The organism is Pseudoalteromonas carrageenovora IAM 12662, assembly GCF_900239935.1.
In the GTDB taxonomy this organism is placed as follows: Bacteria; Pseudomonadota; Gammaproteobacteria; order Enterobacterales; family Alteromonadaceae; genus Pseudoalteromonas; species Pseudoalteromonas carrageenovora.
Genome location: NZ_LT965928.1, coordinates 797,728 through 822,281 on the forward strand (window position 1 = coordinate 797,728; position 24,554 = coordinate 822,281).

Genomic DNA, 24,554 nt, shown 5'->3' on the forward strand with positions numbered 1-24,554 from the left:
AATTAATTTTGACGGAACTTTGCTGCGAAGCAGTGATTTTTCGTGGTGTTATTTAAACGCCAAACTAACAAATCCGTTCAAACTAGATGGTAGGAGACTGCTGTCGATAAATTGGAGAATACCCAATGGCTTTAATCAGTATGCGACAACTTTTAGATCATGCAGCTGAACACGGTTACGGCGTTCCAGCCTTTAACGTGAATAACCAAGAGCAAATGCGCGCAATAATGGAAGCGGCTGATAAAACAAACAGCCCAGTAATTGTTCAAGGATCAGCAGGCGCACGTGCTTATGCTGGTGCTCCATTTATCCGCCACATGATTTTAGCAGCCGTTGAAGAATGGCCACATATACCCGTTGTAATGCACCAAGATCACGGCACCTCACCCGGTGTTTGCCAACGCTCAATTCAACTAGGTTTTTCATCTGTAATGATGGATGGCTCATTAATGAGCGATGGTAAAACCCCTTCAAGCTACGAATACAATGTAGAAGTAACACGCGAAACCGTTGCGATGGCGCATGCGTGTGGCGTATCGGTTGAGGGCGAGTTAGGTGTACTTGGCTCACTTGAAACAGGTGAAGCTGGCGAAGAAGATGGTGTAGGCGCAGAAGGTAAACTAACTACGGATCAAATGCTTACCGACCCTGAAGAAGCGGCAGACTTTGTAAATAAAACTCATGTTGATGCGCTGGCTATTGCTTGTGGTACATCGCACGGGGCTTACAAATTTACGCGTCCGCCAACGGATGATATTTTAGCAATTGATCGTATTAAAGAGATCCACGCACGTATTCCTGATACGCATTTAGTAATGCATGGATCGTCGTCTGTACCACAAGAGTGGTTAGAGATCATAAATCAATACGGTGGCGAAATTCCTGAAACTTACGGTGTACCAGTAGAGCAAATTGTAGAAGGTATTAAGTTTGGCGTTCGCAAGGTAAATATAGATACAGATTTACGTTTAGCCTCTACCGGTGCTATTCGCCGCCATATGGCGCTTAACCCATCTAACTTTGACCCGCGTAAATACTTAGCAGAAGCTACAAAAGCGATGACAGAGATTTGTGTAGCGCGTTATAACTCGTTTGGCACAGCAGGGCAGGCAAGTAAAATTAAGCCAATTTCACTCGATGAAATGCACCTTAAATACTTAAGCGGCGAACTAGACCCAAAAATTAGATAATACGCTCTTATAAGCGATTTTTTCAAAAGCCAGTAACTTAGTTGCTGGCTTTTTTAATGCCTATCAATTTTATTATGCTGAGATCACTGTATTACTAACCCGGTTATTTGGGATCACGCATTTACTAACGCACCTATTTTTTGGATCATTAATTTACTAAGCACAGCTTATATTAAGGCCATTTTTGCATTATAAATAATCTGATCGTTTTTTATTTATACAAATAATCAGTAACTTAGCGTTTTGACTAAGTAAAACTCTGATCTCAACACCGATCTGCTTGGTAAAAATCTGATCTTTTACTTAGCTCTTAGTAAAAAACCGATCTATTTTTGAGCGAATGGTTACGTGCATCCATTAATATTGGGCAAAAGCAAAAGTTTGTAAACTAAGTTAGTAAAGTGATGATCCCATCAAAAAGATTTTGTTTATCCTCAATGAAATAAAACTGTAATCGCTTTAAAATATGTTTTTAACGACATTAATAATTAAAATGTTTTTAAAAATATGACGTTAATGAGGGTTTTTGTCACTAATTTGTGTTTTTTTTACCACGATTTTAATTTACACGTTACACTTTCATAAAAATGTCATACTTAGTCATAATAATGAAAACTAATTCGATAGCGTAAGAGATAATTTGGAATGTCACGTAAAGTACTAGTCGTAGATGACGAAGCTCCTATTAGGGAGATGTTGGTTTTTGTTTTAGAGCAAAATGGATTTCAGGCAATTGAAGCAGAAGATTACGACTCTGCCATTGCTGCAATGGTAGAACCTTACCCAGACATGGTTTTACTTGATTGGATGTTGCCAGGAGGCAGCGGTATTCAAATTGCTAAAAAGTTTAAGCAAAGTGAATATACTCGTCAAATTCCTATTATTATGCTTACTGCTCGCGGCGAAGAAGAAGATAAAGTTCGCGGCCTTGAAGTTGGCGCAGATGATTACGTGACTAAACCGTTTTCACCTAAAGAACTGATGGCACGTATTAAAGCGGTTATTCGCCGTGTTTCACCAACGTCATTAGAAGAAGCGATAGAAGTTCATGGTCTTCGTTTAGATCCTATCTCGCATCGTGTAACCTCTGAGGGAAGCGAACTTGATATGGGCCCAACCGAATTTAGATTATTACACTTTTTTATGACCCACCCAGAGCGTGTGTATAGCCGTGAACAACTGCTAGATCATGTTTGGGGCACTAACGTATACGTTGAAGACCGTACTGTTGATGTGCATATTCGCCGCTTGCGTAAAGCGATTGCACCACTTGGACATGACCGTTTAGTACAAACTGTACGTGGCGCAGGTTACCGTTTTTCAAGCAAATTATAACGTACTTACAGCTTTGCTTGTTTGTAAAGTACTACTCTAAGGTAAAGTGAGTGTATGTATCGAGTTGTTAACAAGCAGGCGTTAGCAAAGCGCCTGTGTATTTATTTTTTACCCTTATTATTAATTGGTGTGCTAGTTGGCGCACCATTTTTGCTTTTATTTTTAGGCACAACTTCCCTTCTTGTATGGCACTACCATCAACTTTATCGTTTAAGTGACTGGCTCTTAAATCAACGTAGCTTTAATCCGCCTGAAGGTGAGGGCGCGTGGGAGCAAGTTTTTGAAGGTATATATCATTTACAACATCGCAATCGTAAAAAGCGTAACGAACTTGCTGATTTAATTAGGCGATTTCGTGATGGCGCTGAAGCGGTGCCCGACGCAGTTATAGTACTTCAAAACGATTTAAGTATTGTGTGGTGTAATCAGTTAGCACTTAAGGTATTAGGTCTGCAGTGGCCTACAGATCATGGTCAGCGCTTAGATAACTTAATACGCGAACCTAAATTTGCAAAATATATGCACCGTGGTGAGTTTGAGGAGCCACTTGAACTTGATAATGGTCATGCAATAGAGCAAGTGCTTGAGTTTAGGGTAATGCCGTATGCAAGTACTCAGCTTATGGTTGTTGTGCGTGATGTAACGCGTTTAAAACAGCTTGAACAAATGCGCAAAGACTTTGTTGCCAATGTATCGCATGAGCTGCGCACGCCGCTTACGGTAGTGACAGGCTACCTAGAAATGATGGATGGCGATATGATGCCACCGCCAGCTATGTGGAATAAAGCGCAAAATACCATGCTTGAGCAATGTAAGCGCATGGATAGCTTAGTTAATCAGCTTCTATCGCTATCGCGAATTGAAGGCGCTCGTCGCCAAGACAGCGATAAAGTAGTAAATGTACCTCAGCTACTTGGCTATATTCAAACCGAAGCGCAATCAATTAACCAAGATAAAGGCCACGAGCTAATTTTTAATATTGATACCACTTTAGATATTAAAGGGGCAGAGGATGAGCTACGCAGCGCATTTTCTAACTTAGTATTTAACGCAATTCATTACACTAAACCCGGTGGAAAAATTGAAGTAACTTGGCAGCGTAAAAATAATCATGCCTGTTTTAGCGTAAATGATAATGGCGATGGTATTGCGCCTGAGCATATAAACCGTTTGACCGAGCGCTTTTACCGCGTAGATAAGGCCAGAAGCCGAACAACCGGTGGCTCAGGTTTAGGGCTTGCGATCACAAAACATGTGCTTACAAGGCATGACAGCCAATTAAATATTAGTAGCGTGGTGGGTAAAGGATCGTGTTTTTCTTTTGAATTTTCAATAGATAAGATAGTTCCACAAGCGTAAAAAATCAAAGTCATAAAAGTGTCATTTAAGGGTAATGTAACTGTCATCTACTCACTTTAGAGTAGACGGCAGTTAGGAAATGGGACGAACAAATCGGAGAACCCCACATGAAATTTAAAAATTTAGTTGCCGCAATGGGTGTGGCTGTTACAACTTTAGTATCTGCGCAGGCTGTTGCACTTGATAAAGCAATTCCTGAATATCAAAAAATTAACGGTGTTTCAGGTAACTTTTCATCTGTAGGTTCTGATACGTTAGCCAACATGATGACTTTTTGGGCTGAAGAGTACAAACGTATTTACCCAAATGTAAACATTCAAATTCAGGCGGCAGGTTCTTCAACTGCTCCACCGGCGCTTACCGAAGGTACCTCAAATATGGGACCTATGAGCCGTAAAATGAAATCTAAAGAGATCGAAGCGTTCGAAAAGCGTTACGGTTACAAACCAACTGAAGTACGTGTAGCAATTGATGCACTAGCGGTATTTGTACACAAAGATAACCCAATTGAAGGTCTTCGTATTGACCAAGTAGATGCTGTTTTTTCTTCTACTCGTAAGTGTGGTGCATCTGAGCAAGTTAACCGTTGGAGTGATGTTGGTTTAACTGGCGACTGGGCTGCAAAAGACATTCAATTATATGGACGTAACTCAGTATCTGGTACGTACGGTTACTTTAAAAAGAAAGCACTATGTAAAGGTGATTTCCGTAACAACGTAAACGAGCAACCAGGTTCTGCATCTGTAGTGCAGTCAATCTCTTCATCATTAAATGCTATTGGTTACTCAGGTATTGGTTACAAAACGTCAGGTGTACGTACTGTGCCACTAGCTAAAAAAGGCACTAACTTTGTAGATGCAACACTTGAAAACGTTGCGCAAGGTAAATACCCACTGTCTCGCTTTTTATACCTTTACGTAAATAAGCACCCTAACAAGCCACTTTCGCCAATTGAAGCAGAGTTCTTGAGAATGGTACTTTCTAAAGACGGTCAAAAAATCGTTGAAAAAGATGGTTACGTACCACTATCTGCTAAGTTAGTAGAAGTTGAACTTAAAAAGCTTGGTTTATAATATAAATCTAAGTTAATAAAAAACCGCTCAATGAGCGGTTTTTTTGTATCTATAATCTAAAGCTAAATTATATATTACCTAACTTTTCGGCCTGTACTTTACACTGGTTATAGCTTTCTACACATTTACCCGAGCATACTTGTTTTTTTAAACTTTCAGCAGTTGTTTGTTGTTCACAGCTGGTTTCGCACTGGTAGTTTTGTTGAGCACACTGGTTCATTTCAGGGTTTTCAACTTGGTTTTGACAACCTGCTAATAGTACAAAAGTAAGGGCAACTACGCTTGATTTTAGTAAAGTTTGCATGCTTATCTTATCCTTAAAGTCGCTCGCTAAAGTGTTATACCAATCCGCGATAATACTTAATCATTTTGGGGCTAAACGTGTCGCTACCTGCATTAAAAACCCTCATTTACGACTGCATAGATGCAGAAGGTAGAGCAATACAGGAGTAATTGCCGAGAACAACTCAATAACGAGTTTTTTCCTAGCTATCAACAGGCTTTCCACCCTCAAAATAGATTACTTAATTAGCGAATGGGTATTAAATAACAACTTGTAAGTTGTCTATTAATCTAACACTGCCTAAAAAGGCTGCGGCTAAAATAACAAATTGTGTATCTTCGAGTGTAGCAGCTTTTAATGTATCTCGTTGAGCTATCTCAAAATAGTCAGGTTTTAAACCTGCCGCTTCTAAGTTTTGCTTAGCGCTATTACTCAGTGCAATAAAGTCTTTATTACCGCTTTTAATTTGCTCTGCACATTCGTTTAAGGTTTTAAAAAGTACTGTAGCAGTCGCTTTTTGATCGGCCGATAGGTATCCGTTACGCGAGCTCATGGCAAGGCCTGAGACTTCTCGCATCGTAGGTACGCCAATAACTTCAACTGGTATTGATAAGTCGCGGGTCATGGTTTTAATAACTTGCAGCTGCTGGAAGTCTTTTTCACCAAAGCAGGCATAATCTGGCTGTACTAAGTTAAATAGCTTAGTAACAACAGTTGCGACTCCTCTAAAGTGACCAGGGCGTGAGCCGCCGCAATAACCCATAGATATATCGGGTACATCAACAAAGCTCTGTGCACCTAAACCGTTAGGGTAAATGGTGTCTACGCTTGGGGTAAATACAATATCGGTTTCAAGGTCGGCAAGACCTTGTTTATCTTCATTGAGTGTACGCGGGTAGTTATCTAAATCTTCATTTGCGCCAAATTGCATTGGGTTTACAAAAATGCTTACGACTACCTTATCGGCCAATGTTTTTGCTTTTTCAACAAGTGAAAAATGGCCTCGGTGTAAGTTACCCATGGTTGGCACTAATGCCACGCTAAGACCTGCTTGGCGCCATGCTTTAATTTGACTACGTAATGATTTGATTTCTGTAATTGACTGCATTATTTAAACTCGTGTTCGGCGCTTGGGAACGCGCCACTTTTAACGTCTGTACAATATTTTTGAACGGCTTGTGGCATGTTGCCTGTTTCGAGCAAAAAGTTTTTAGAAAATTTAGGTATGTAACCTGCTGAAATACCCACAAGGTCGTGCATTACTAATATTTGACCATCGGTTAAACTTCCTGCGCCAATACCAATAGTAGGTATGTTAATCGCATCAGTAATACGTTCAGCAAGGGCACTTGGAATACATTCTAGTACTAATAATTGCGCGCCTGCTGCTTCAAGTGCTTTTGCATCATCAATCATTTTTTGTGCTTTGTCGTCTTCACGGCCTTGAATTTTAAAACCACCAAATACATGCACTGATTGAGGTGTAAGTCCTAAATGACCACATACCGGAATACCTTGCTGAGTTAGTGTTTTAATGCTGTCGTATAGCCATTCGCCACCTTCAAGCTTTACCATATTAGCGCCAGCACGCATTAGCTCTGCAGCATTTTTACAGGTGTCACTTACACTTGAATAGGTCATAAATGGTAAATCGGCAATAACAAATAGCTCACGGCTACCTGCGCGTACACAACGTGTGTGATAGGCGATATCTTGATTAGTTACACCAAGCGTGTCGTCGCCACCTTGAAGTACCATACCTAAAGAATCACCCACTAAAATAACTTCTACGCCGTTATCATGAAATAACTTAGCAAAGCTGGCATCGTAGGCCGTTAGCGCAGTGATTTTGTTATTTTCTGCTTTCATTTTATTTAAAGTAGAAACGGTTATTTTAGACATAATATTCCTCGCAGGCTAAAGCCTTGGTTAATTACAGAGGTAATTGCTGTAGGTCGTTGAGCGGTAAACCATTTGCAATGGTTTTTAATGCAATACCGCTTGGTAAAATAAGTTCGGGTGCAAGTTCTAGTAACGGATAAACTACAAACTCACGTTCGCATAAACCATAATGTGGCACAGTTAAACGGGTCGTATTAATAATCTGCTGGCCAAAAAGTAGCGTGTCTATGTCTAGCGTGCGCGGCCCCCAACGTTCGGCCTTTCTAACACGGCCGTGCTCAAGTTCAATTGCTTGAGTGAAATCAAGTAATTGCTCTGGCTCAAGGGATGTTTTTATACAGGCTACTGCGTTAACGTAATCGGGCTGATCTTGCGGGCCCATAGGTTTACTTGCATAGTAATGCGATACGCTTATAAATTCGCAATTAGGCAGCTTTTTAAGCGCTGTTACTGCGTTATCAAGCTGCTCTTTTGGTGAGTTTAGGTTGGCTCCTAAACCCAAATAAACACGCTGCATGTTTTACTCAGTTGGCTTTTTTGTATTACGGCGACGAGGGCGTTTACGTGGCTTAGGTCCACCTTGATGACCTAAGTTTTTCACCATCTCTTTTTGACCGTTAATATCTTGGCTTAAGTATTGAGTCCACCACTGCGCTAATTCGTTATGTTGTGTTTCGCCTGCATCTACGCGTAATAATAAAAAGTCGTAAGCTGCTTTAAAGCGAGGCTGTTGCGTTAGCCTGTAAGCACGTTGACCTGCTCGTTTATCTAAACGATGCTGAATATGCCAAATGTCGCGAGCACCTAAGGTAAAGCGTTTTGGTACAGCAATATGCTGTGAATTATCGCTAAGTACTTTATTCATTGCTTGTGCAAAAGCGTCGTATTCAGAAAGTTGCTCTTGGTTTTGAATCTTTTTAGTACGTTCAAGTAGCGGAAACCATAGTAAGGCGGCAAATACAAAAGCGGGTGTTACTTTTTTGTCAGCATTTATGCGTTTATCGGTGTTTTGAAACATTTGCTGAATAAATGCAGTTTCAAGACTGCTTGGATTTTTATCTAAAATTTTATCAAGTTCAGGAAATAGCGATTTAAATAAACCGTATTGACGTAACATTAAAAAGTTAGCTTCGGCTTTACCGTTTAAAAACAGTTTAAGTACTTCTTCAAACAAACGCGCAGGCGGAATGTTATCAAGTAAGCTGGCAAGTGCAGTAATTGGCTTTTCGCTATTAGGTGCAATGCTCATATCAAGTTTTGTAGCGAAGCGTACCGCTCGTAGCATACGAACAGGGTCTTCACGGTAACGTGTTTCAGGATCGCCAATTAGCTCAATTTGCTTTGCTTTAATTGCAGCTAAGCCGTTAGCGTAATCGTGAATGCTAAAATCGTTAATTGAGTAATACAAAGCGTTGATTGAAAAGTCACGGCGCTCGGCGTCTTCTTCAATACTACCAAAAACGTTGTCGCGCAATAATTGCCCTTCATTACTTGATTGGCTTATTTGGTTTTTGTCTTCTTGCGCTTCGTGGTGCCCGCGCATTGTGGCTACTTCAATAATTTCGCGACCAAATACAATGTGCGCTAAACGAAAGCGGCGGCCAATAAGGCGACAGTTTCTAAAAAGCTTTTTTACCTGATCAGGCGTTGCGTTTGTTACTACGTCAAAATCTTTTGGCTGTTGACCTAACAATATATCGCGAATACAACCACCAACTAGGTAGGCATCGTAACCACCGTCTTTTAAGCGGTATAATACTTTGATTGCATTTGGGCTAAATTGTTTGCGAGAAATACCATGTTCACCACGCGGGATCACTAACGGTTCGCTACTTACAGCGGCACTTTCAGTATTGGTACTTGGGCCAATAATCTGCCTGCAAAATTGAAAAAGCTTGGAAATAATAATCTGTCTCCTACAGAAGGTGTTGATTGGCTCTGTATTGCAATCAAAACTGCAGCAAGTATAGGCGTTAAAACGTATTACTGGCTGCTTAACATAATTAGCATATATTTAGGCGGCTATCATATACCAGCAGGGTTTAAAAATTAAGTTGATGTGTTGAAATTAAGCCGTTTTTAGCTATTTTATTTGCTTAAATGCGTAAATTGGACTGCTTGGTGAGTAGGATGTTGAGAAATTTGTATTTCAGGCACTTTAGGTACTTGCTTTAAGCTAAAGTTTTTAACTCCCCACGCAATTAATTGTTCAATATTTAAATCTATTAAATCGGTGCTGATGGGCAAACCTAAAAATTCAAACGCACTGATTAAAGCAGGTTTTGGGTTTTGTTTACTAATTGCTGGTGCGTAATTTTGTTTAGAGAGTTTAAAGCCAGGTTCTGCAACCGCTAAAGGTAAATGGGCAAACTCAGGAGTAGGGCTGTTAAGTTGTTTAAATAAACTTATTTGCCTTGCTGTTGGCTCAATTAAATCAGCGCCTCTAACAATACGATTTATACCTTGGTCAATATCATCGATAACAACAACAAGCTGGTATGCAAATAATCCATCACTTCGCTTTATAAGGTAATCTTCAACGGCGAGGGCTTTATTTACGTTTATATCACCTTGTATTAAATCGCTAAAATGAGTAGTGGGGTATTGCTGAGTAAGGCGTAGTGCACCTGTAGTTTTATCATGATTAAGTGACTTGCAATGCCCTTGATAAATGCCACCAATGGCTTTTATTTGTTTACGCGTACAACGACATGCATAAATAAGATTTTGTTTTAAAAGTGTTTGAGTAACATCTTGATATAAATCTAAGCGCTGCGTTTGATAAACAACGGGTTCATCCCAGTTGAGGGCGTAGGCTTGTAAGGTGTGTAAAATATCGGAGTCGGCGTTTTTGACCACGCGTGTAGTATCTATGTCTTCTATACGTACTAACCACTTTCCTTGGTTAGCTTTAGCATCAAGAAAGCTACCCACAGCCGCCACAAGTGAGCCAAAGTGTAATGGCCCAGAAGGAGACGGTGCAAAACGACCGCGATAGTCACGCAAAGGCGTGGTAACGGCTGTAGGAGACATAGTTAATTAATATTGGTTAATTAACCGCGTCCAGCTTGTTTTTCTTTGATTTCTGCAAGTGTTTTACAATCTACACATAAATCAGCAGTTGGGCGCGCTTCTAAGCGGCGAATGCCAATTTCGATGCCACATGATTCACAAAAGCCAAAATCGTCTTCTTTAATTAAATTGATTGTTTTTTCAATTTTTTTGATCAGTTTACGTTCGCGGTCACGAGTTCTTAGTTCTAAAGAGAACTCTTCTTCTTGCGCAGCGCGGTCAACTGGATCAGGAAAGTTAGCAGCTTCGTCTTGCATATGCGATTTTGTGCGGTCAACTTCGTTACGTAAATCGTTGCGCCATGCTTCTAAAATCGCTTTAAAATGAGCACGTTGTGCTTCATTCATATACTCTTCGCCCGGCTTTTCTTGGTATGGTTCTAAACCGGCCTGAGCCAATAAACCATGTCTTTTTTGGTCTGGCATAACTCTCTCCTAAATCCTTAATTTAATGCCTCAGCATTAGCCGGCGGTATAAATAGCAGAATCTTATACCCTAGGCAAATTTATTTTTGATTAATCGAATTAGCTTCAACCATATTTTGCGGCTAAAAAGCACATTTTTTGCTAATTGTTCTTTTAATAGCCGCATTTTCGCTTTCTAAAACTTGCCTATTAATATGGGCAAAAAGTTTAAAAACAAGTTAAATTTTTAATTTTAAGCATTATAGACTCATATTTTTACGAGTTAGCTATAAATGCAATTTTCTCATTGAGTATTACTTCATTGGCGCTAATGCTTGCTTTATAAACTAAAACCTCAACACCTTTACTAATAGCGTGGTTTAATAGTGCGTTATATTTTTCATCTATATGTGCAGCACCGCTCACTTTATTTATACCTTCGTGCAATACAGCGAACAGTAATACTGCACGGTGGCCTTGTCCGATCATTTCTATGAGTTCGCGAATATGTTTTTGTCCACGCAGCGTTTGCGCATCCGGAAAATAGCCTTGAGCGCTTTGCGGGTCACTTTGACTTAGTAATGTGACCGATTTTACTTCAACGTAGCAATCACTTTTACTGCTATCGGTAAGTAAAAAGTCTATGCGGCTATTTTCACTGCCGTACTTTACTTCGCTTTGCAGCTGCTCATAGCCGTTAAGCTCAGTAATAACATTGTTGTTTATAGCCTCTTCAACCACTTTATTAGCAATGGCTGTATTTACACAAATAAGCTGCGATAAATTATTTTTGGTCAGCTCTAATGATTGTGGGTATTTTCGCTTGGCGTTGTCGCTGGTTGAATAAAAAGCGCTAAAGCCAGGTTCTGCACAGCCGGTCATTTTGCCTGTGTTGGCACAATGAGCGGTAAACTCGCTGCCATCTTTAAGTTGTAGGTCGGCTAAAAAACGTTTGTAGCGCTTTAATAGGGTCGCGCTTTGTAGGGCTGGGCTGTATTTCATTAAATATTCCAATACTAAACGCAGTTGGTACGTAGGTTTATGTTATTTATCTCAAGCTGTTGGGAACTTGTGCGCACTATAGTAAACTCGTTGGCACATTTAAGTGCAAGGATATTCTAACATGAGTGAAAAATTTGTTGTTCAACTAAGCGAACACGCAGCACCGAGCCATTGGGGCGAAAGCGCCACGTTGTCTTTTAACGAGCAAGGCGCAACGGTTCATTTATCTGAGCAAGAAACATTAAAAAATGTTCAAAAAGCAGCGCGTACTATTGCTAACCAAGGCGTAAAAAGCGTTGTATTAGCTGGTGACGCATGGTGCACCGAAAGCCAGTGGGCTTTTTACCAAGGCTTTGTGACACCAAAGTTATTAGATGGTGTTGAATTTACAGATAACGCACAGTCAGATATTAAAGAGCTTGCACATTTAAAAGCCTCGGCTACATGGGCACGTGAAATGGTAAACGGCACAGCTGATGACATTTACCCAGAGAGCCTTGCTGAAAAAGCAGCTGAATTTATTCAATCATTAGCGCCTGAGCACGTAAGTTACCAAATCATTAAAGGTGATGCCTTATTAGAGCAACAGTGGATTGGTATTCATGCGGTTGGCCGTGGCAGTGTTCGCCCTCCTGTATTACTTGAGCTTGATTACAACCCTACAGGCGATGAAAATGCACCAGTAAGTGCAGCCCTTGTAGGTAAAGGTATTACATTTGACTCTGGTGGTTATTCAATCAAGTCAAGCGAAGGTATGCTTGGTATGAAGTGCGACATGGGCGGTGCAGCAACGGTAACCGCAGGTTTAGCATTGGCTATTAATCGTGGTGTAGAAAAACGCATTAAACTATTTTTATGTTGTGCAGAGAACTTAATCTCTGGTCATGCATACAAGTTAGGCGATATTTTAACTTACAAAAACGGTACAACTGTTGAAATTGTAAATACCGATGCTGAAGGACGATTAGTACTTGCCGATGGCTTAATGGCTGCAGGCGAAACGGGTGCACCATTAATTATTGATGCCGCTACGTTAACGGGCGCTGCACTTGTTGCTGTTGGCCAAGAGTACAACGCTTTATTTGCACTTGATAAAGAACTAGTTCGTGAAGTAGAAGATTTTGCGTCTCAAGAAATGGAAGCAGCATGGCCATTACCTCTTGAAAAATGGCACCAGCAAAATTGCCCATCACCATACGCTGATACGGCTAATAGCCGTGCTCAAAAAGGTGGCGGTTACGGCGGCGCATCAAACGCGGCAGGCTTTTTATCACGCTTTGTACCAAACGATGGTAAAGGTTGGGTACACATAGATTTAGCTGCTGCATTTAATATGGGCAGCACCAGTCAATGGGCTGCGGGTGCAACAACTCAAGGCATGAGAACAGTTGCCCGTACATTGTTAGAAAAAGCTTAATAATACGTAAAATAGGCTTTTAATACTTTAAATAGGCACCCTTTGGTGCCTAATTTATTATTTACAGACAAGCAATTTTTTTTTATTTGCGGTAAAATCCTGCGCCAATACCTGTTTGAGTGTTTATTTATTGGCTAAAGAGCCTTCACTCAAATGTTATACTCACCACTGGGGTTCTAACTATGTCAGATAAGTGCTACATCACAGCTCAACAGCTACTTGAAGATTCATTCCGCGTAGCGGCACAAGTTTATAAAGACGGCTTTCGTCCAGACTTTATTATTGGTATTTGGCGAGGTGGTGCACCAATCGGTATTGCTGTGCAAGAATATTACGATTACAAAGGTATTGAAACCGACCATATTGCGGTTCGTACTTCGTCTTATTACGGCATTGGTAAACAATCAAAAGAAATTAAAGTACACGGTTTACACTACATTGTAGAAAACGCCAATGCGGGTGACTCGTTACTAATTGTTGATGATGTATTTGACTCAGGCCGCAGTATTGTCGCTCTTAAAGAAAAGCTTTCTGAGTTAATGCGTTTAAACCTACCTAGCGACATTCGTATTGCGTGCCCGTACTACAAACCTAAAAACTCAAAAGTAGATACTATTCCAGATTACTACATTCATGAATCGGAAGAGTGGTTAGTGTTCCCGCATGAGTTATCGGGTTTAACGCCTGATGAAATCATTGAAGGTAAATCAGACCTTGCAAAGATTCACGATATCTTACTAGAAAAGTAATATGTAATTTATCCATAAAAAAAGGCCGTTGAGGCCTTTTTTTATGAGAAAATTTTAAACAACTTAAAGTTGAGCAAAGCTATCAACATATTCGCTAAGTTTGGGAATGTCGACCGCCTGCAAACCATGAGTACTTCTTTGCACTAGATCTTTTTCAACGAGTTCAGTCACAACGCGTCTGTAAGCTCGCTCAGTGGTTGCAAAGCGTTCGGCTTCGGCATTCACTGTAGGGTAAGCTCTTAGAAGCGTAGGGTTGTTGTTCTCGGCTCTTAATAAGCAATCCTTAGCTATGTTGTAGCTCAGGGGTAGTAATAACTTATCTAAATTGATTTTTTGGTTTTCCTGAAACTTAGCCGCGATAGTTTGTGCTGTGTATAAGCTAAGTTCTGGCTTTTCGAGTAGTAGTGCTCGCCAATGTCGTAATTCAATTAAGTTATAGGTTACGTCACTAAAACACGTAACAGTATAAATACACGGGTTATTGTTAAGCGCTTCTATTTCGCCTATCAACGTATTGTTGCAATCCAATTGACCTAACAGCAGGCGGCGTCCGTTGCCTACATCGTAACTAAACGACACAGTGCCACTGCGTACAAGCACAAGCTTGCTTAAAGGCTGATCTTGGTGGATCAGCACTTCTTTTTTTGATTGCTGATAACTACTACCCGCAAAGGTAAGAAGTTGTTCAACAAGGTAACTAGAAAAATGGTATTGAAACATCAATATGCTCTTCGGACAATTGTCCTATTTATTACACCCTAATGACGTTAACATTAAAGCTCTAAGAATTTACGCTAACTTGCAATTACATCTAGCCTTGCTAGATGTATTATTTTACCTTCATTTCCCGTGTAATGATTTAGGAAGTTGTTGGCAACCACCAGCAAACTTTTTTGGGTTTTTATGCAAGTTAGCTTTTTTATTTAACACTTTGCAATACTTATAAGTGCCATAAGTTAGCAGTAATGTAATGCTAACCTAAAGCCTAGGAGAGAACAATTGAGTTGGGAATATTTAGGTTATATTGCATCAGCTTTATTGGTTGCATCGTTAACAATGACCGATGTAGTTAAACTGCGTTGGTATAATATGTTTGGCTGTATTGTTTTTACAGCTTATGGTGTGGCAATTAACGCCGTACCTGTCATTTTCACTAATGGCTTACTTGCGCTAGTAAACATGTATCATATTATTAAATTATATCGCCAGCCAAAAGTAGTTCAGGCAAAAAGCTAAACTATTCGGTGGTACTAAAAAGGGTTAACGTGAGTTAACCCTTTTTTTGTTTTATTTATCGTTAACTTCTTTTTTGTACTTAAGCTTACCGGCAACCCATGTTTGTAATACATGAGTGCTATAAATTTCTTCAACGGGTACTTTAAAGTAGTCTTTGTCTATTAAAATAAAGTCAGCCCATTTACCTTTCTCTAAGCTGCCAACTTTAAACTCTTGATGTGCCGCATAAGCACCGCCTAGCGTGAACGCACGTAATGCATCTTCCCTATTAAGTACTTCACTTGCACGCCAGCCGTTTTCAGGCAATTTATTATGATCCATCCGTGTAATAGCTGAATACAGGCCATCAAATGGGTTTGCCAGTTCTACAGGATAATCAGACCCTGCAGCCACTACCGAACCTTGTTTTAAAAATGTTTGCCAAGCATAAGCACCGCTTAGTTGTTTGTCAGTTAAACGCTGCTCTGCCATGTGCATATCTGAAGTAGCATGAACAGGTTGCATAGATGGAATTATTTTCAATGCTTTGAAGCGAGGAATATCGTCAGGCTTTACAATTTGCGCGTGCTCTATTCGGTTTCGAAGAAGTATTCCGCCAGTTTTTTTAAATACATTTTGATAGGCATCAAGAACTACCTTATTTGCTTTATCACCAATAGCGTGCGTATTTGCGCTAAAGCCGCTTTTAAAGCTTTGAGTAAAAATAGACTCGAGCTTTTGCTGTGTTTCAAGCATTAAACCATGATGACCTGATCTGTCTGCATATTCTTCAATAAGGGCAGCACCACGAGATCCTAATGCGCCATCGGCATATACTTTAACACTACGAATTTCCATAAAGTCATTTTTGTCATGGTAGCGGCCTGCTTTTAGCATTTCTTCTAAATCTGGACTTGCACCGCTTAACATAGCCACAATTCTAAGTGGTAAATTACCTAAGTCGCCACGTTCTTTGTAAACTTGCCATGTGGTTTTATCAATACCTGCATCGTGTGTTGAGGTAATGCCTAAGCTTAATAAGTGCTTGCCGGCTGCATCTAGTGAATTACTAATATCTTCTTTTGAAGGAGCTGGCATATGTTTTGTAATTAGCGCTTCGGCTTTATCAACAAATATGCCAGTAGGATTGCCAAACTCATCTTTTATTATTTCACCGCCTTCAGGCGCTTCGGTTGTGGCGGTTATGCCTGCAAGTTCAAGCGCTTTACTATTTACCCAAATAGCGTGGCTGTCAACGCGTGAAAGTACAACAGGGCGGTCGTTAACTATTTTATCTAAGTCTTTGGCGCTTGGAAAGCGGGTATCGCTCCAAAGCTCTTGGTTCCAGCCTCGGCCTACAATCCAGCCTTGTTTATCTTTAGCAAACACTTTTAATTTTGAAGTAACGTCATCAACCGATTTTGTACCTCGTACATCTAATTGCGATAAGTTGTCGCCAAGGCCAATTACATGGCCGTGCGCGTCAATCAAACCAGGTAGCAAGGTGTTGCCATGTGCATCAATTAGTTTCGCATTAGGGAAGCTATTTTTAAGGGCATCTCCGCCTAGGTTTATTACCTTACCATTTTTAATAACAAGGGTAGAAAATTGCTGTACTTCACCTTTGTATAAAGGTGTGTAGCCGTTTGCGTTGTATATAACTTTGGTTTGAGCAATAGCGTGGCACGAATTAGCTAATATGGTTGCTAGTAGCAGTGGTTTTATCAATGTTTTGAGTTGCATAAGGTATTATTTTTTATTGTTTGTGCGTTAACACTAGCAAACCAAAATTTATAATACCAATGTGAGAGGTGAGTAATACCATATTATTTTTTGGTTGCGTATTAGGTAATTTATGTGAATACTACCTAGTATTAACGATTTATTAACGCATAAGGAGTTGCTATGAAAGCTCTATACTTTATATTTCCAATGACTGCCTTACTTAGTGCATGCAGTTCAACTACAGATTCTTCGGAAGATATATCTAAGCTTAATTATTTAGACTTATCTACTCCAGAATTACGTGATACAGAAAAAGAATACTGGCTAAACAAAAAAAGGGTAGAGCCAATCTATCCGGCTAAAGCCGCTAAAAAAGGCATTACAGGGTGTGTCGAGCTTGTGACAGTCATTAATTCACAAGGTAAAGCGCAAGGTTATAAGGTCATTTCTTCATACCCAGAAGGTGTGTTTGATCAAAGCTCTCTTAAAGCTGTCAAGTTGTGGCGTTGGAAGGCTGCCCCTCAAAATACAAATAAGCAACCAGTACTAACAAATATTAGACTGGATTATTCACTCACGCCAAAGCCGACAGGCGAAGAGTATCTAAAAAATTGTCCTGCTCGTAAGTTTTATTACTAACCATAATAAATTTCAGGCTAGGCAATAACCTAGCCATAACTTTTGAATTATTACTTACTTGCATATATGCCGTATTCGCTAAGTGAAAGTCGGCTGTCTTTGTCTTTATCGTAGCTTGCAAAACGTGACCATAAGGCGGGATCTATTGCAGTTTCTGCTCGAGATAAAAAGCCATTTTTGTTTCTATCTAATTTTTTAAATTGCTCTGCAATATTGTTGTTGGCTGCAAAGGTAGCTGCGCTAAAAATACTAAACGCGAAGAGCGCCATATAGCTTATGTTTTTCATACAAATCACTTAGTAGAGGTTATTGGTGAGATAATTTTTAAATTCGACTAACGAAATTTGGTTATCTTGGTTCTTGTCCCACATCACAAACGTGCTCAAAAGTTGCGGTTGAGGTTCAAGTTCATCTTGGGTTAGGTAGCCACTTTTATTGCTATCGAGATGATCAAAGCGTTGTTTTACATCAAGTGCAGCGGCATTAAAGCTAAAAAGCAAAAATAGGCTTGATACAAATGTAAGTATCTTCATGGTATTCCTTCCAAAAGATGTGTTTAAAATGAGCTATTAAAATAGTGAAAAAGCACTTGCCGTAATTTAACTCCCAACATTAAATCCGTTTACACACTCCCTCAGGGATTATGGCAAATGCTTTTAATTCAACTTTACCTGTAACAAGCTTAAATAAAACTTAACTAAAGCGAGTTATGGCTTAAAACTTTCAAATTCCTTTTTTGAAATCTTTTCATCGTCATCTTCATCTAAATCAGAAAATTGTCTCATTACTTCTTTGTCTTGCTTTGCTTCAGCAAGTGTAATTTGTCCGTCCATGTCTTTATCTAAATGAGCAAAGCGAACATGCATTGGCGACGCCAATACGGTTGCGCTAATGGCTAAAAACATTAACGAAAAAGCGGCTATAAGTTGTTTCATAATCACATTCCTTATTTAATGAGTTATTGAATGAACTTTTTGAATTCGTTTAGCGACAACTGACCATCTTGGTTGGTGTCGATTTGCGAAAAATTCTCATGAAGCACTGCGTCTTCACCAGCTTCGGCTTCACTTAAAGTACCGTTGCTGTCTTTATCTAGTTCATTAAAAGTGGCTTGAACGTCCATTGCCAAGGCGCTTGCGCTTAAAAAGCCTAAAGCAGCTAATGATGAGATCACTAAAAAGCGGTTGTTCATAATTATTTCCTTATTAAATAAATTTAGATTAGCTACTACAAAAACAATGCCAATATTTATTTTTGTTAATAATCAATTGCTTATTTGTTTTTTGATCTTAAGGTAAGAAATTTTTACAGAGCTTTGTGTGATTTTTGCAACACTTTTAACTGCATTGCTTTGTATGGCTACTATATCAATAGCTTACGTTGTTGCCATTTGGCAACAGTTAAGGCGTAATAGGGCTTGAACGTATTAAATATAATTACTGATTCAGCTAGTGTATAAGGTAAAAGCCTGATAATAGATACTAAAAAGCAAAGGACTAAACACAATGCCTGCAACTATGGCTAAAAAGTACCATGCATTACTTAATTGGCGCCCTAACTTAATCGGACAGTTTGTAATAAGTATGTTGTTATCTTTATTACCACTTTCGTTAGTGGTAATTGTGTTTTTAAATGCACTTAATAAACAACTCGCCGTTACTCAGCAAATAGTCAGTGACAATTATCACGTTACCAAATCATTCAATACTTTAAAGCAAGAGCTCAATAGTTTAGAGCGTGCGACTCGGCAAAACTGGGTTTTAAAAAGTGAATCTCTTGATAATCTAATTGTAGATAAATGGCAAACATCGCTGCAAAGTATTGATGAGTTAACCCAATTTAGCTCATCAGCCGATTACAACGCTAATTGGCAACGCTTAGCACACACCTTACAAACTGCTCATACTCAATTAGTAGAAGAAAAACAGCAGCAAGCAGATTTATTTTTACCTATTAGTGACTTAGTTGCAGAGCTGACCATATGGCTTCGCGACGTAAATGCAGAGCAAATAAAGAACAATCAAAATGAGCTTTCTTCATTGCAGTCTTCATTTATAAATTGGCTGGTGGCACTTATTCCGCTAACTCTAATTGTGGGCGGCGGTTTTTTATGGCGTATTAGTAAGCGCCTTAAAGGCTTAACTTCAGTAATCGATAAATTAGGGCAAGGGCATTGGCAGCAAAAAATAGCCGTTCATGGCTCAGCAGAGTTAGTTGAACTTGGTAATAAGCTGCAGTGGGTGCAAGAGCAGCTGCATGTACTTGAACAGCAAAAAGACACTTTTTTACGCCATGTAACACATGAGCTAAAAACACCGCTTGCTTCAATGGTCGAAGGAACTGACCTTTTAAGTGATGAAATTGTCGGCCCTATAACCGACGAGCAAAAAGCAGTACTTGAACTGATTAGTCAGTCAATGGTGCGTCTGCGAACCATGATTGATAGCCTACTTAGTTACAATGCAATTCGTACCAGCAAAGATAGTTTAAGTGAAGTAGAGTTTAGCTATTTAATTAACAAAATTAATAGTCATTTTGAACATCGTTTAAGTGCCCGAAATCAAGCACTTCAGTGGCAAAATAACTTACCAAATAAACCGCTTGCTTTGCCTAGTGAATTAATAGAAATGATTTTAATACAGCTTATTTCAAATGGCTTAAAGTTTTCAGAGCAAGGGCAGCACGTAGCTATAGATTTAGCGCTTGAGCAAAGCCAGCTAAATATAAAAGTGATAGACCATGGCTGCGGTATTAAAGAGCAAGAAAAAACACAGATTTTCGGCGCATTTTACCAAGGTAAACATAATAAAGATGTTACGCTGCAAGGCAGTGGCTTAGGTTTAACCATAGTTAAAGAGTCAGTAGAGCAGTTAAGGGGTAAATTAAGCGTTGAGCATAATGAGCCTCATGGTTGCCAATTTTTAATAAAAATTCCCATAACAATAAATCAAGGAGTTAACTAGCATGCGCTCGCGTTTAATGGCTATTTTATGTGTGCTGAGCAGTACTATTATTTTATCTGGGTGTGAAACAAATAACGCACAACAACAAAGTGTGGTGTCCTCGCCTGCGCCAGTAGTTGATACCACCACAACAACAAAAAATAAAAGCACACTGCCTAGCCCAAAAGCACGCCCTAAAAGCGAACCAACCTATCCACCTGCAGAGCAAGTTATTGCTTGGCATGCTAATCAATGTGGCGGATTTAAAGTTGCGCCGGTTAAGCAAGCTTACTTAGGTGAGACAGAACTTAAACACTTTTTTAAATACATGTGCTTAAACGTAAATACTGATCCTAATGCGGTTATGAGTAAATTACTAAAGCTCGATTTAGCTTACTTTTGGCCTGACGATATAAAGCAATATTTATGGCTGCAAAAGCAGCAAGTAACAATGCAAATAAATGCTAAAAAAGAGCAACAAGCACTAAATGATAAAATGCAAGAAACCCTCTCGTCATTAGCAACTATAGAGCAGCAACTTTTATTGCGCGAAGATACCAAGGAGCAGTAATTATGGCCGAACAAAAGCCGCAAGGCGCAAAAGTATTATTAGTTGATGACGACGCCAGCTTATTAAAATTACTGGCTATTCGTATCGAGTCTAAAGGCTATGAAGTAACTACTTGCGAAAGTGGTATTACGGCACTGCAAATACTCAAAAACCAAGTGTTTGATGCGGTAATAACCGACTTGCGCATGGATGAAATGGATGGCATGACACTACATCGCCAACTGCAAAGCCGCTACCCAGCATTGCCCGTTATTATGATGACAGCTCATGGCTCTATTCCTGATGCGGTTGAAGCCACTAAACAAGGTATTTTTGCTTTTATAACAAAACCAGTAGATAAAGACGAGCTATTCGACAGCCTTGCAAAAGCTATAGAAATACATGGCGTTAACGCCGATGAAGTTATTCCAAAAAGTAATATTGTGACACGCAGCGGGGCTATGCTGCATTTGCTTGAGCAAGTAAAATTACTTGGGCCAACACAAGTTAATGTGCTGATCTCTGGTGCAAGCGGTACAGGTAAAGAGCTACTTGCACAGGCGATTCACCAACATAGTCATGTAAGCGAAGGGCCATTTGTGGCTATTAACTGCGGCGCTGTACCAGGGGAACTTTTAGAGTCTGAATTATTTGGCCATAAAAAAGGCTCATTTACAGGCGCTGTGAAAGATCACCAAGGTTTGTTTCAACAAGCGCAGGGCGGCACGTTATTTTTAGATGAAATTGGTGATATGCCACTTAACTTACAAGTTAAGTTACTGCGAGTACTTCAAGAAAAAACCATTCGGCCGGTGGGTTTTCAAGAAGAAATTCCTATTGATGTGCGAATCGTGTCTGCAACTCATAAAAACTTACCGGATGCGATTTTAAATCAGCAATTTAGGGAAGATTTATATTATCGCTTAAATGTTGTTAACTTAAAACTACCGCCACTTTATGAGCGCCGTGAAGACATAAGCTTACTTGCACAGCATTTTAGCGCAAGTATTGCCAAACGTATGAATCAAAGCGAAAAACGTTTTGCAAGCGATGCCATGCATGCACTTGTACGCTTCGATTGGCCAGGTAATATTCGCCAATTGCAAAACGTAGTAGAGCAAGTTGTTGCATTAACGCCAAGCGAAGTAATATCAGAACATTTAGTGTTGGCAGCCCTTAATAGTAACGAAAAAAATGTAGAGCCGTTATCACTTAACGACGCTAAAAAAGAGTTTGAACGCGACTACGTAATCAATACTTTAAAAATGGCCGGTGGCAATGTAGCCGAAGGCGCAAAGCTTGCTAAACGTAACCGTTCAGACTTTTATAAACTGATTAAAAAACACAATATTGATGTAGATAATTTATAAAGGTAAGCAAATGCAGTTATTTATGGTGTATTTAGGTGGGCGAATCCAAGGTTGCCACATAGAAATGCACGATATTCGCTTTGTAGTAGGGGAGAATATAGATCAAACCTACTCAAAGTTAAAAAGCCAATGGGTGGGCGATAAAAGTAGCGTCCATATGGATAGCTTTATGGCTATAAACCATATTGATGGCTTTAAAGTAGAAGTAGTTAATACCTATGTTGAGCAAAATAAGCAGCTTTATTTTGTTAATTTAGGCGCTTATAGAAGTGACTCTATGGCTGAGCAACACGACTTTGCACTGTATGTTGCAAGTAGTAGCAATGAGGCCAAACAACGTGCTAAAAGAGATTTGCTCGCAGGCCTTAGCCATATTCATAAAGATGATTTACACGATGTGGATGACTGCTTTGCCATTGACCTACTCGACAGCCAATTAAATATTAAACTGACCCCAAGCGGGCAAGCTCAAACAATAAAGCCAGACTGGTTTGGCTACCATGTACTTTAAATCAGCAAAGCAGGACTAAGAGTCCTGCTCGCTTTGCTCATCTTTTTCGTTTTTAGCTGCCATTTTAAATGCCACAATAACTAATCCAAACATTGCAAATGGCAGTGCTGCCAACATGTACTCAACCAAGTTGCTGTCTTGAAAGTTTGCTTGCAGTAAAAAATGACCCGCCACGCACATTAAAATAACCACTAATAAAATGGGGAGTAACATAAGTTCTTTTTTTGATGAATGGTTTTTCATTGAATGTGAGGCTGCAACTTAAAAATAATGCGCCATTGTAATGAGCTTACTCGAGCTTGGCAAACGCCGCAGAATTTTTTAAATAATGATATGATTAGTGTCAAACAATTGGGCAAGTGTTATTGGGAATAAAGTGAAAAGTAGCTTAAATAAGGTGTATCTTGTTGGCGGCGCAGTGCGCGATCAACTACTAAACATAGAATCAAAAGACAACGACTACGTAGTGATAGGTGAGACGCCACAAACTATGGAGACACTTGGTTTTGTGCCAATAGGTAGCGACTTTCCAGTTTATTTACACCCAAAAACAAAAGAAGAATATGCACTGGGCCGTACTGAGCGAAAAAGCGGTAAAGGCTATACCGGCTTTGTGGTTGATGCCAGCCCAAATGTAACCCTTGAAGAAGATTTAGCAAGGCGCGATTTAACCATTAACTCAATGGCACTTGACGAAAATGGCAGCATTATTGATCCATTTAATGGCCAAAGTGATTTACAAAACAAAATATTGCGCCACACCACACAAGCATTTGTAGAAGACCCTGTACGTGTATTACGCATTGCGCGTTTTTTGGCGCGCTATGGCAGCCAGTGGAGTATTCATCCAAGTACTTATGCATTAATGCGAGAGCTTAAAAATAAAGGTGAGCTTAATCATTTAGTGCCCGAACGCGTATGGCTTGAAACCGAAAAGGCCCTTGGCGAAAAACACCCAGAACTTTATTTTAAAGCATTGCATGGCTTAGGTATTTTTCCGGAAATAGAGGGAATGGAGGGTGTGCCGCAGCCAGCGAATCATCATCCAGAAGGCGATGTATTTATACATACCATGCTGGTTTTAAGGCGCGCTGCCGATTTGAATTTTAACCTTGAGACTCGTTTTGCTGCACTTACCCATGATTTTGGTAAAGCATTGAGTTTTAAAAAGCGCGGTAATTTACGTGGCCATGAGCGCGAAGGTGTAACTGTAGTTGAAGAATTTTGTGAGCGTTTAAAAGTACCCAACCGATTTCGTGATATTGGTGTTCTCACTAGCGACAATCATACTTTGTGTCACACGGTTGATCAGTTAAGGGCGCAAACTATTCATAAGTTAATCGTGACTAATTTAAACGCACTTGTGCACCCTGAGCGATTTATTGCATTTACTCAAGCTTGCCAATGCGATGCGCAAGGGCGCGGAGAAGCACTTGTTGATAAGCCATACCCGCAAGCAACTAAGCTGCGAGCAATTTTTAGCGAACTACAAAAAATGGATAAAAAGCAGATAGTGCAAAATGCACTTAAAAATGGCAAAAAAGGCCCAGAAATAGGCGAAGAGGTAAAGCTGGCAGAAATAAACTGTATAAAATCATTTTTACAAAATGAAAAACATGAAACGCGAGTGCTTTAATTATCTAAACTAAATACTGCGATATACCTTGGTTTTTAGCTGTTTCGGGTTTTCTTAAGTCTTTGTAATTAGCACTTTTTGGCTTAACGTTTTCAGATTCAGGCTTTTTAGAGGGCCTGTATAAGTCAAAAATAAAATCTAGTTCTTCACGCTCTAGTGATGGTTTCATGGGTAATCCTT

29 protein-coding genes are annotated in these 24,554 nt (G+C 39.7%); 13 read left to right on the forward strand and 16 right to left on the reverse strand.

All coding sequences use genetic code 11. The features are described 5' to 3' along the window. Positions 1-125 precede the first annotated feature (125 nt). From fba to ALFOR1_RS03690, 4 genes are all read left to right on the forward strand, one after another. A complete protein-coding gene (gene fba, locus ALFOR1_RS03675) occupies positions 126-1,190 on the forward strand; it encodes a class II fructose-bisphosphate aldolase (RefSeq protein ID WP_058547136.1) in 1,065 nt (354 codons plus the stop codon). 645 nt (positions 1,191-1,835) lie between these two features. After that, a complete protein-coding gene (gene phoB / locus ALFOR1_RS03680; RefSeq protein ID WP_058547137.1) occupies positions 1,836-2,525 on the forward strand; it encodes a phosphate regulon transcriptional regulator PhoB in 690 nt (229 codons plus the stop codon). A 54-nt stretch (positions 2,526-2,579) separates the two neighbouring features. Then, complete coding sequence (gene phoR / locus ALFOR1_RS03685; protein ID WP_058547138.1) at positions 2,580-3,884, forward strand: phosphate regulon sensor histidine kinase PhoR; 1,305 nt, start codon at positions 2,580-2,582, stop codon at positions 3,882-3,884. Between the two features lie 107 nt (positions 3,885-3,991). Beyond that, the gene (locus tag ALFOR1_RS03690; protein WP_058547139.1) at positions 3,992-4,957 is read left to right on the forward strand and encodes a PstS family phosphate ABC transporter substrate-binding protein; all 966 of its coding nucleotides are present in this window, start codon (positions 3,992-3,994) and stop codon (positions 4,955-4,957) included. A gap of 67 nt (positions 4,958-5,024) precedes the next feature. Here the strand turns inward: ALFOR1_RS03690 and ALFOR1_RS03695 are convergent, their stop codons facing one another. The 8 genes from ALFOR1_RS03695 to sfsA all read right to left on the reverse strand — a co-directional run bounded on the left by ALFOR1_RS03695 (position 5,025) and on the right by sfsA (position 11,620). Next, positions 5,025-5,261, reverse strand: a complete 237-nt coding sequence (locus ALFOR1_RS03695) for a hypothetical protein (protein ID WP_058547140.1) — start codon at positions 5,259-5,261, stop codon at positions 5,025-5,027. Between the two features lie 238 nt (positions 5,262-5,499). Further along, entirely contained in the window at positions 5,500-6,348 is an 849-nt protein-coding gene (gene panC, locus ALFOR1_RS03700) for a pantoate--beta-alanine ligase (protein ID WP_104642105.1), read from the reverse strand. Continuing rightward, positions 6,348-7,142, reverse strand: coding sequence for a 3-methyl-2-oxobutanoate hydroxymethyltransferase (gene panB / locus ALFOR1_RS03705; RefSeq protein ID WP_058547142.1), 795 nt, complete (start codon positions 7,140-7,142; stop codon positions 6,348-6,350). The genes panC and panB overlap by 1 nt, the downstream gene beginning before the upstream one ends. Positions 7,143-7,173: 31 nt before the next feature. Further along, the gene (folK, locus tag ALFOR1_RS03710; RefSeq protein ID WP_104642106.1) at positions 7,174-7,659 is read right to left on the reverse strand and encodes a 2-amino-4-hydroxy-6-hydroxymethyldihydropteridine diphosphokinase; all 486 of its coding nucleotides are present in this window, start codon (positions 7,657-7,659) and stop codon (positions 7,174-7,176) included. 3 nt (positions 7,660-7,662) lie between these two features. Next, positions 7,663-8,961 carry a polynucleotide adenylyltransferase PcnB gene (pcnB, locus tag ALFOR1_RS03715; protein ID WP_104642107.1) on the reverse strand — a complete coding sequence of 433 codons (1,299 nt, stop codon included), beginning with the start codon at positions 8,959-8,961 and terminating at the stop codon, positions 7,663-7,665. A gap of 269 nt (positions 8,962-9,230) precedes the next feature. Beyond that, a complete protein-coding gene (gene gluQRS, locus ALFOR1_RS03720; protein ID WP_104642108.1) occupies positions 9,231-10,175 on the reverse strand; it encodes a tRNA glutamyl-Q(34) synthetase GluQRS in 945 nt (314 codons plus the stop codon). Between the two features lie 20 nt (positions 10,176-10,195). Then, positions 10,196-10,639 (reverse strand): RNA polymerase-binding protein DksA, encoded by a 444-nt coding sequence (gene dksA, locus ALFOR1_RS03725; RefSeq protein ID WP_058547146.1) that lies wholly within the window; start codon positions 10,637-10,639, stop codon positions 10,196-10,198. 255 nt (positions 10,640-10,894) lie between these two features. After that, positions 10,895-11,620 carry a DNA/RNA nuclease SfsA gene (gene sfsA, locus ALFOR1_RS03730; protein ID WP_104642109.1) on the reverse strand — a complete coding sequence of 242 codons (726 nt, stop codon included), beginning with the start codon at positions 11,618-11,620 and terminating at the stop codon, positions 10,895-10,897. Positions 11,621-11,741: 121 nt separating this feature from the next. On the opposite strand from sfsA, the gene pepB reads away from it, so the two are divergent. Both pepB and ALFOR1_RS03740 read left to right on the forward strand, forming a co-directional pair. Continuing rightward, on the forward strand, positions 11,742-13,037 hold the full coding sequence (pepB, locus tag ALFOR1_RS03735) for an aminopeptidase PepB (protein WP_058547148.1): 1,296 nt from the start codon (positions 11,742-11,744) through the stop codon (positions 13,035-13,037). 182 nt (positions 13,038-13,219) lie between these two features. Then, positions 13,220-13,786 carry a phosphoribosyltransferase gene (locus ALFOR1_RS03740; protein ID WP_058547149.1) on the forward strand — a complete coding sequence of 189 codons (567 nt, stop codon included), beginning with the start codon at positions 13,220-13,222 and terminating at the stop codon, positions 13,784-13,786. 63 nt (positions 13,787-13,849) lie between these two features. On the opposite strand, the gene ALFOR1_RS03745 is transcribed toward ALFOR1_RS03740, so the two are convergent. Next, positions 13,850-14,506, reverse strand: coding sequence for a Crp/Fnr family transcriptional regulator (locus tag ALFOR1_RS03745; protein ID WP_058547150.1), 657 nt, complete (start codon positions 14,504-14,506; stop codon positions 13,850-13,852). A 279-nt stretch (positions 14,507-14,785) separates the two neighbouring features. Between ALFOR1_RS03745 and ALFOR1_RS03750 the strand changes: the two genes are divergently transcribed. Next, a complete protein-coding gene (locus ALFOR1_RS03750; RefSeq protein WP_058547151.1) occupies positions 14,786-15,022 on the forward strand; it encodes a YgjV family protein in 237 nt (78 codons plus the stop codon). A 51-nt stretch (positions 15,023-15,073) separates the two neighbouring features. Here ALFOR1_RS03750 and ALFOR1_RS03755 read toward each other — a convergent pair whose 3' ends face one another. Continuing rightward, positions 15,074-16,744 (reverse strand): amidohydrolase, encoded by a 1,671-nt coding sequence (locus ALFOR1_RS03755; protein ID WP_104642110.1) that lies wholly within the window; start codon positions 16,742-16,744, stop codon positions 15,074-15,076. Between the two features lie 162 nt (positions 16,745-16,906). Here ALFOR1_RS03755 and ALFOR1_RS03760 point away from each other — a divergent pair, with 162 nt between their 5' ends. Further along, positions 16,907-17,365: an energy transducer TonB gene (locus ALFOR1_RS03760; RefSeq protein WP_104642111.1), complete on the forward strand. Its 459-nt coding sequence runs from the start codon at positions 16,907-16,909 to the stop codon at positions 17,363-17,365. A 50-nt stretch (positions 17,366-17,415) separates the two neighbouring features. Here the strand turns inward: ALFOR1_RS03760 and ALFOR1_RS03765 are convergent, their stop codons facing one another. From ALFOR1_RS03765 to ALFOR1_RS03780, 4 genes are all read right to left on the reverse strand, one after another. Next, positions 17,416-17,652, reverse strand: a complete 237-nt coding sequence (locus ALFOR1_RS03765; protein ID WP_058547154.1) for an EF-hand domain-containing protein — start codon at positions 17,650-17,652, stop codon at positions 17,416-17,418. A 9-nt stretch (positions 17,653-17,661) separates the two neighbouring features. After that, positions 17,662-17,898: an EF-hand domain-containing protein gene (locus tag ALFOR1_RS03770; protein WP_058547155.1), complete on the reverse strand. Its 237-nt coding sequence runs from the start codon at positions 17,896-17,898 to the stop codon at positions 17,662-17,664. A 174-nt stretch (positions 17,899-18,072) separates the two neighbouring features. Then, a complete protein-coding gene (locus ALFOR1_RS03775) occupies positions 18,073-18,300 on the reverse strand; it encodes an EF-hand domain-containing protein (protein ID WP_058547156.1) in 228 nt (75 codons plus the stop codon). A 23-nt stretch (positions 18,301-18,323) separates the two neighbouring features. Beyond that, positions 18,324-18,557: an EF-hand domain-containing protein gene (locus ALFOR1_RS03780; protein ID WP_058547157.1), complete on the reverse strand. Its 234-nt coding sequence runs from the start codon at positions 18,555-18,557 to the stop codon at positions 18,324-18,326. 313 nt (positions 18,558-18,870) lie between these two features. Here ALFOR1_RS03780 and ALFOR1_RS03785 point away from each other — a divergent pair, with 313 nt between their 5' ends. Genes ALFOR1_RS03785 through ALFOR1_RS03800 form a run of 4 tightly spaced genes read left to right on the forward strand, consistent with a single transcriptional unit; the run spans position 18,871 to position 22,738 of the window. Then, positions 18,871-20,328 (forward strand): sensor histidine kinase, encoded by a 1,458-nt coding sequence (locus ALFOR1_RS03785; protein WP_104642112.1) that lies wholly within the window; start codon positions 18,871-18,873, stop codon positions 20,326-20,328. Position 20,329: 1 nt separating this feature from the next. After that, on the forward strand, positions 20,330-20,878 hold the full coding sequence (locus tag ALFOR1_RS03790) for a hypothetical protein (RefSeq protein WP_104642113.1): 549 nt from the start codon (positions 20,330-20,332) through the stop codon (positions 20,876-20,878). 2 nt (positions 20,879-20,880) lie between these two features. Next, positions 20,881-22,227: a sigma 54-interacting transcriptional regulator gene (locus tag ALFOR1_RS03795; protein ID WP_104642114.1), complete on the forward strand. Its 1,347-nt coding sequence runs from the start codon at positions 20,881-20,883 to the stop codon at positions 22,225-22,227. A 10-nt stretch (positions 22,228-22,237) separates the two neighbouring features. Continuing rightward, a complete protein-coding gene (locus ALFOR1_RS03800; protein WP_104642115.1) occupies positions 22,238-22,738 on the forward strand; it encodes a DUF1543 domain-containing protein in 501 nt (166 codons plus the stop codon). Positions 22,739-22,753: 15 nt separating this feature from the next. Here ALFOR1_RS03800 and ALFOR1_RS03805 read toward each other — a convergent pair whose 3' ends face one another. Continuing rightward, a complete protein-coding gene (locus ALFOR1_RS03805) occupies positions 22,754-22,981 on the reverse strand; it encodes a hypothetical protein (RefSeq protein ID WP_104642116.1) in 228 nt (75 codons plus the stop codon). 133 nt (positions 22,982-23,114) lie between these two features. Between ALFOR1_RS03805 and ALFOR1_RS03810 the strand changes: the two genes are divergently transcribed. Next, positions 23,115-24,374 carry a multifunctional CCA addition/repair protein gene (locus ALFOR1_RS03810; protein WP_104642117.1) on the forward strand — a complete coding sequence of 420 codons (1,260 nt, stop codon included), beginning with the start codon at positions 23,115-23,117 and terminating at the stop codon, positions 24,372-24,374. Between the two features lie 4 nt (positions 24,375-24,378). On the opposite strand, the gene ALFOR1_RS03815 is transcribed toward ALFOR1_RS03810, so the two are convergent. Continuing rightward, positions 24,379-24,543, reverse strand: a complete 165-nt coding sequence (locus ALFOR1_RS03815; RefSeq protein WP_165491309.1) for a hypothetical protein — start codon at positions 24,541-24,543, stop codon at positions 24,379-24,381. Positions 24,544-24,554: the final 11 nt, after the last annotated feature.

Bases quoted from the DNA above. Each gene is read 5' to 3' on its own strand.
- fba (WP_058547136.1), top strand. From the start codon at position 126: ATGGCTTTAATCAGTATGCGACAACTTTTAGATCATGCAGCTGAACAC.
- phoB (WP_058547137.1), top strand. From the start codon at position 1,836: ATGTCACGTAAAGTACTAGTCGTAGATGACGAAGCTCCTATTAGGGAG.
- phoR (WP_058547138.1), top strand. From the start codon at position 2,580: ATGTATCGAGTTGTTAACAAGCAGGCGTTAGCAAAGCGCCTGTGTATT.
- ALFOR1_RS03690 (WP_058547139.1), top strand. From the start codon at position 3,992: ATGAAATTTAAAAATTTAGTTGCCGCAATGGGTGTGGCTGTTACAACT.
- ALFOR1_RS03695 (WP_058547140.1), bottom strand. From the start codon at position 5,261: ATGCAAACTTTACTAAAATCAAGCGTAGTTGCCCTTACTTTTGTACTA.
- panC (WP_104642105.1), bottom strand. From the start codon at position 6,348: ATGCAGTCAATTACAGAAATCAAATCATTACGTAGTCAAATTAAAGCA.
- panB (WP_058547142.1), bottom strand. From the start codon at position 7,142: ATGTCTAAAATAACCGTTTCTACTTTAAATAAAATGAAAGCAGAAAAT.
- folK (WP_104642106.1), bottom strand. From the start codon at position 7,659: ATGCAGCGTGTTTATTTGGGTTTAGGAGCCAACCTAAACTCACCAAAA.
- gluQRS (WP_104642108.1), bottom strand. From the start codon at position 10,175: ATGTCTCCTACAGCCGTTACCACGCCTTTGCGTGACTATCGCGGTCGT.
- dksA (WP_058547146.1), bottom strand. From the start codon at position 10,639: ATGCCAGACCAAAAAAGACATGGTTTATTGGCTCAGGCCGGTTTAGAA.
- sfsA (WP_104642109.1), bottom strand. From the start codon at position 11,620: ATGAAATACAGCCCAGCCCTACAAAGCGCGACCCTATTAAAGCGCTAC.
- pepB (WP_058547148.1), top strand. From the start codon at position 11,742: ATGAGTGAAAAATTTGTTGTTCAACTAAGCGAACACGCAGCACCGAGC.
- ALFOR1_RS03740 (WP_058547149.1), top strand. From the start codon at position 13,220: ATGTCAGATAAGTGCTACATCACAGCTCAACAGCTACTTGAAGATTCA.
- ALFOR1_RS03745 (WP_058547150.1), bottom strand. From the start codon at position 14,506: ATGTTTCAATACCATTTTTCTAGTTACCTTGTTGAACAACTTCTTACC.
- ALFOR1_RS03755 (WP_104642110.1), bottom strand. From the start codon at position 16,744: ATGCAACTCAAAACATTGATAAAACCACTGCTACTAGCAACCATATTA.
- ALFOR1_RS03760 (WP_104642111.1), top strand. From the start codon at position 16,907: ATGAAAGCTCTATACTTTATATTTCCAATGACTGCCTTACTTAGTGCA.
- ALFOR1_RS03765 (WP_058547154.1), bottom strand. From the start codon at position 17,652: ATGAAAAACATAAGCTATATGGCGCTCTTCGCGTTTAGTATTTTTAGC.
- ALFOR1_RS03770 (WP_058547155.1), bottom strand. From the start codon at position 17,898: ATGAAGATACTTACATTTGTATCAAGCCTATTTTTGCTTTTTAGCTTT.
- ALFOR1_RS03775 (WP_058547156.1), bottom strand. From the start codon at position 18,300: ATGAAACAACTTATAGCCGCTTTTTCGTTAATGTTTTTAGCCATTAGC.
- ALFOR1_RS03780 (WP_058547157.1), bottom strand. From the start codon at position 18,557: ATGAACAACCGCTTTTTAGTGATCTCATCATTAGCTGCTTTAGGCTTT.
- ALFOR1_RS03785 (WP_104642112.1), top strand. From the start codon at position 18,871: ATGCCTGCAACTATGGCTAAAAAGTACCATGCATTACTTAATTGGCGC.
- ALFOR1_RS03790 (WP_104642113.1), top strand. From the start codon at position 20,330: ATGCGCTCGCGTTTAATGGCTATTTTATGTGTGCTGAGCAGTACTATT.
- ALFOR1_RS03795 (WP_104642114.1), top strand. From the start codon at position 20,881: ATGGCCGAACAAAAGCCGCAAGGCGCAAAAGTATTATTAGTTGATGAC.
- ALFOR1_RS03800 (WP_104642115.1), top strand. From the start codon at position 22,238: ATGCAGTTATTTATGGTGTATTTAGGTGGGCGAATCCAAGGTTGCCAC.
- ALFOR1_RS03805 (WP_104642116.1), bottom strand. From the start codon at position 22,981: ATGAAAAACCATTCATCAAAAAAAGAACTTATGTTACTCCCCATTTTA.
- ALFOR1_RS03815 (WP_165491309.1), bottom strand. From the start codon at position 24,543: ATGAAACCATCACTAGAGCGTGAAGAACTAGATTTTATTTTTGACTTA.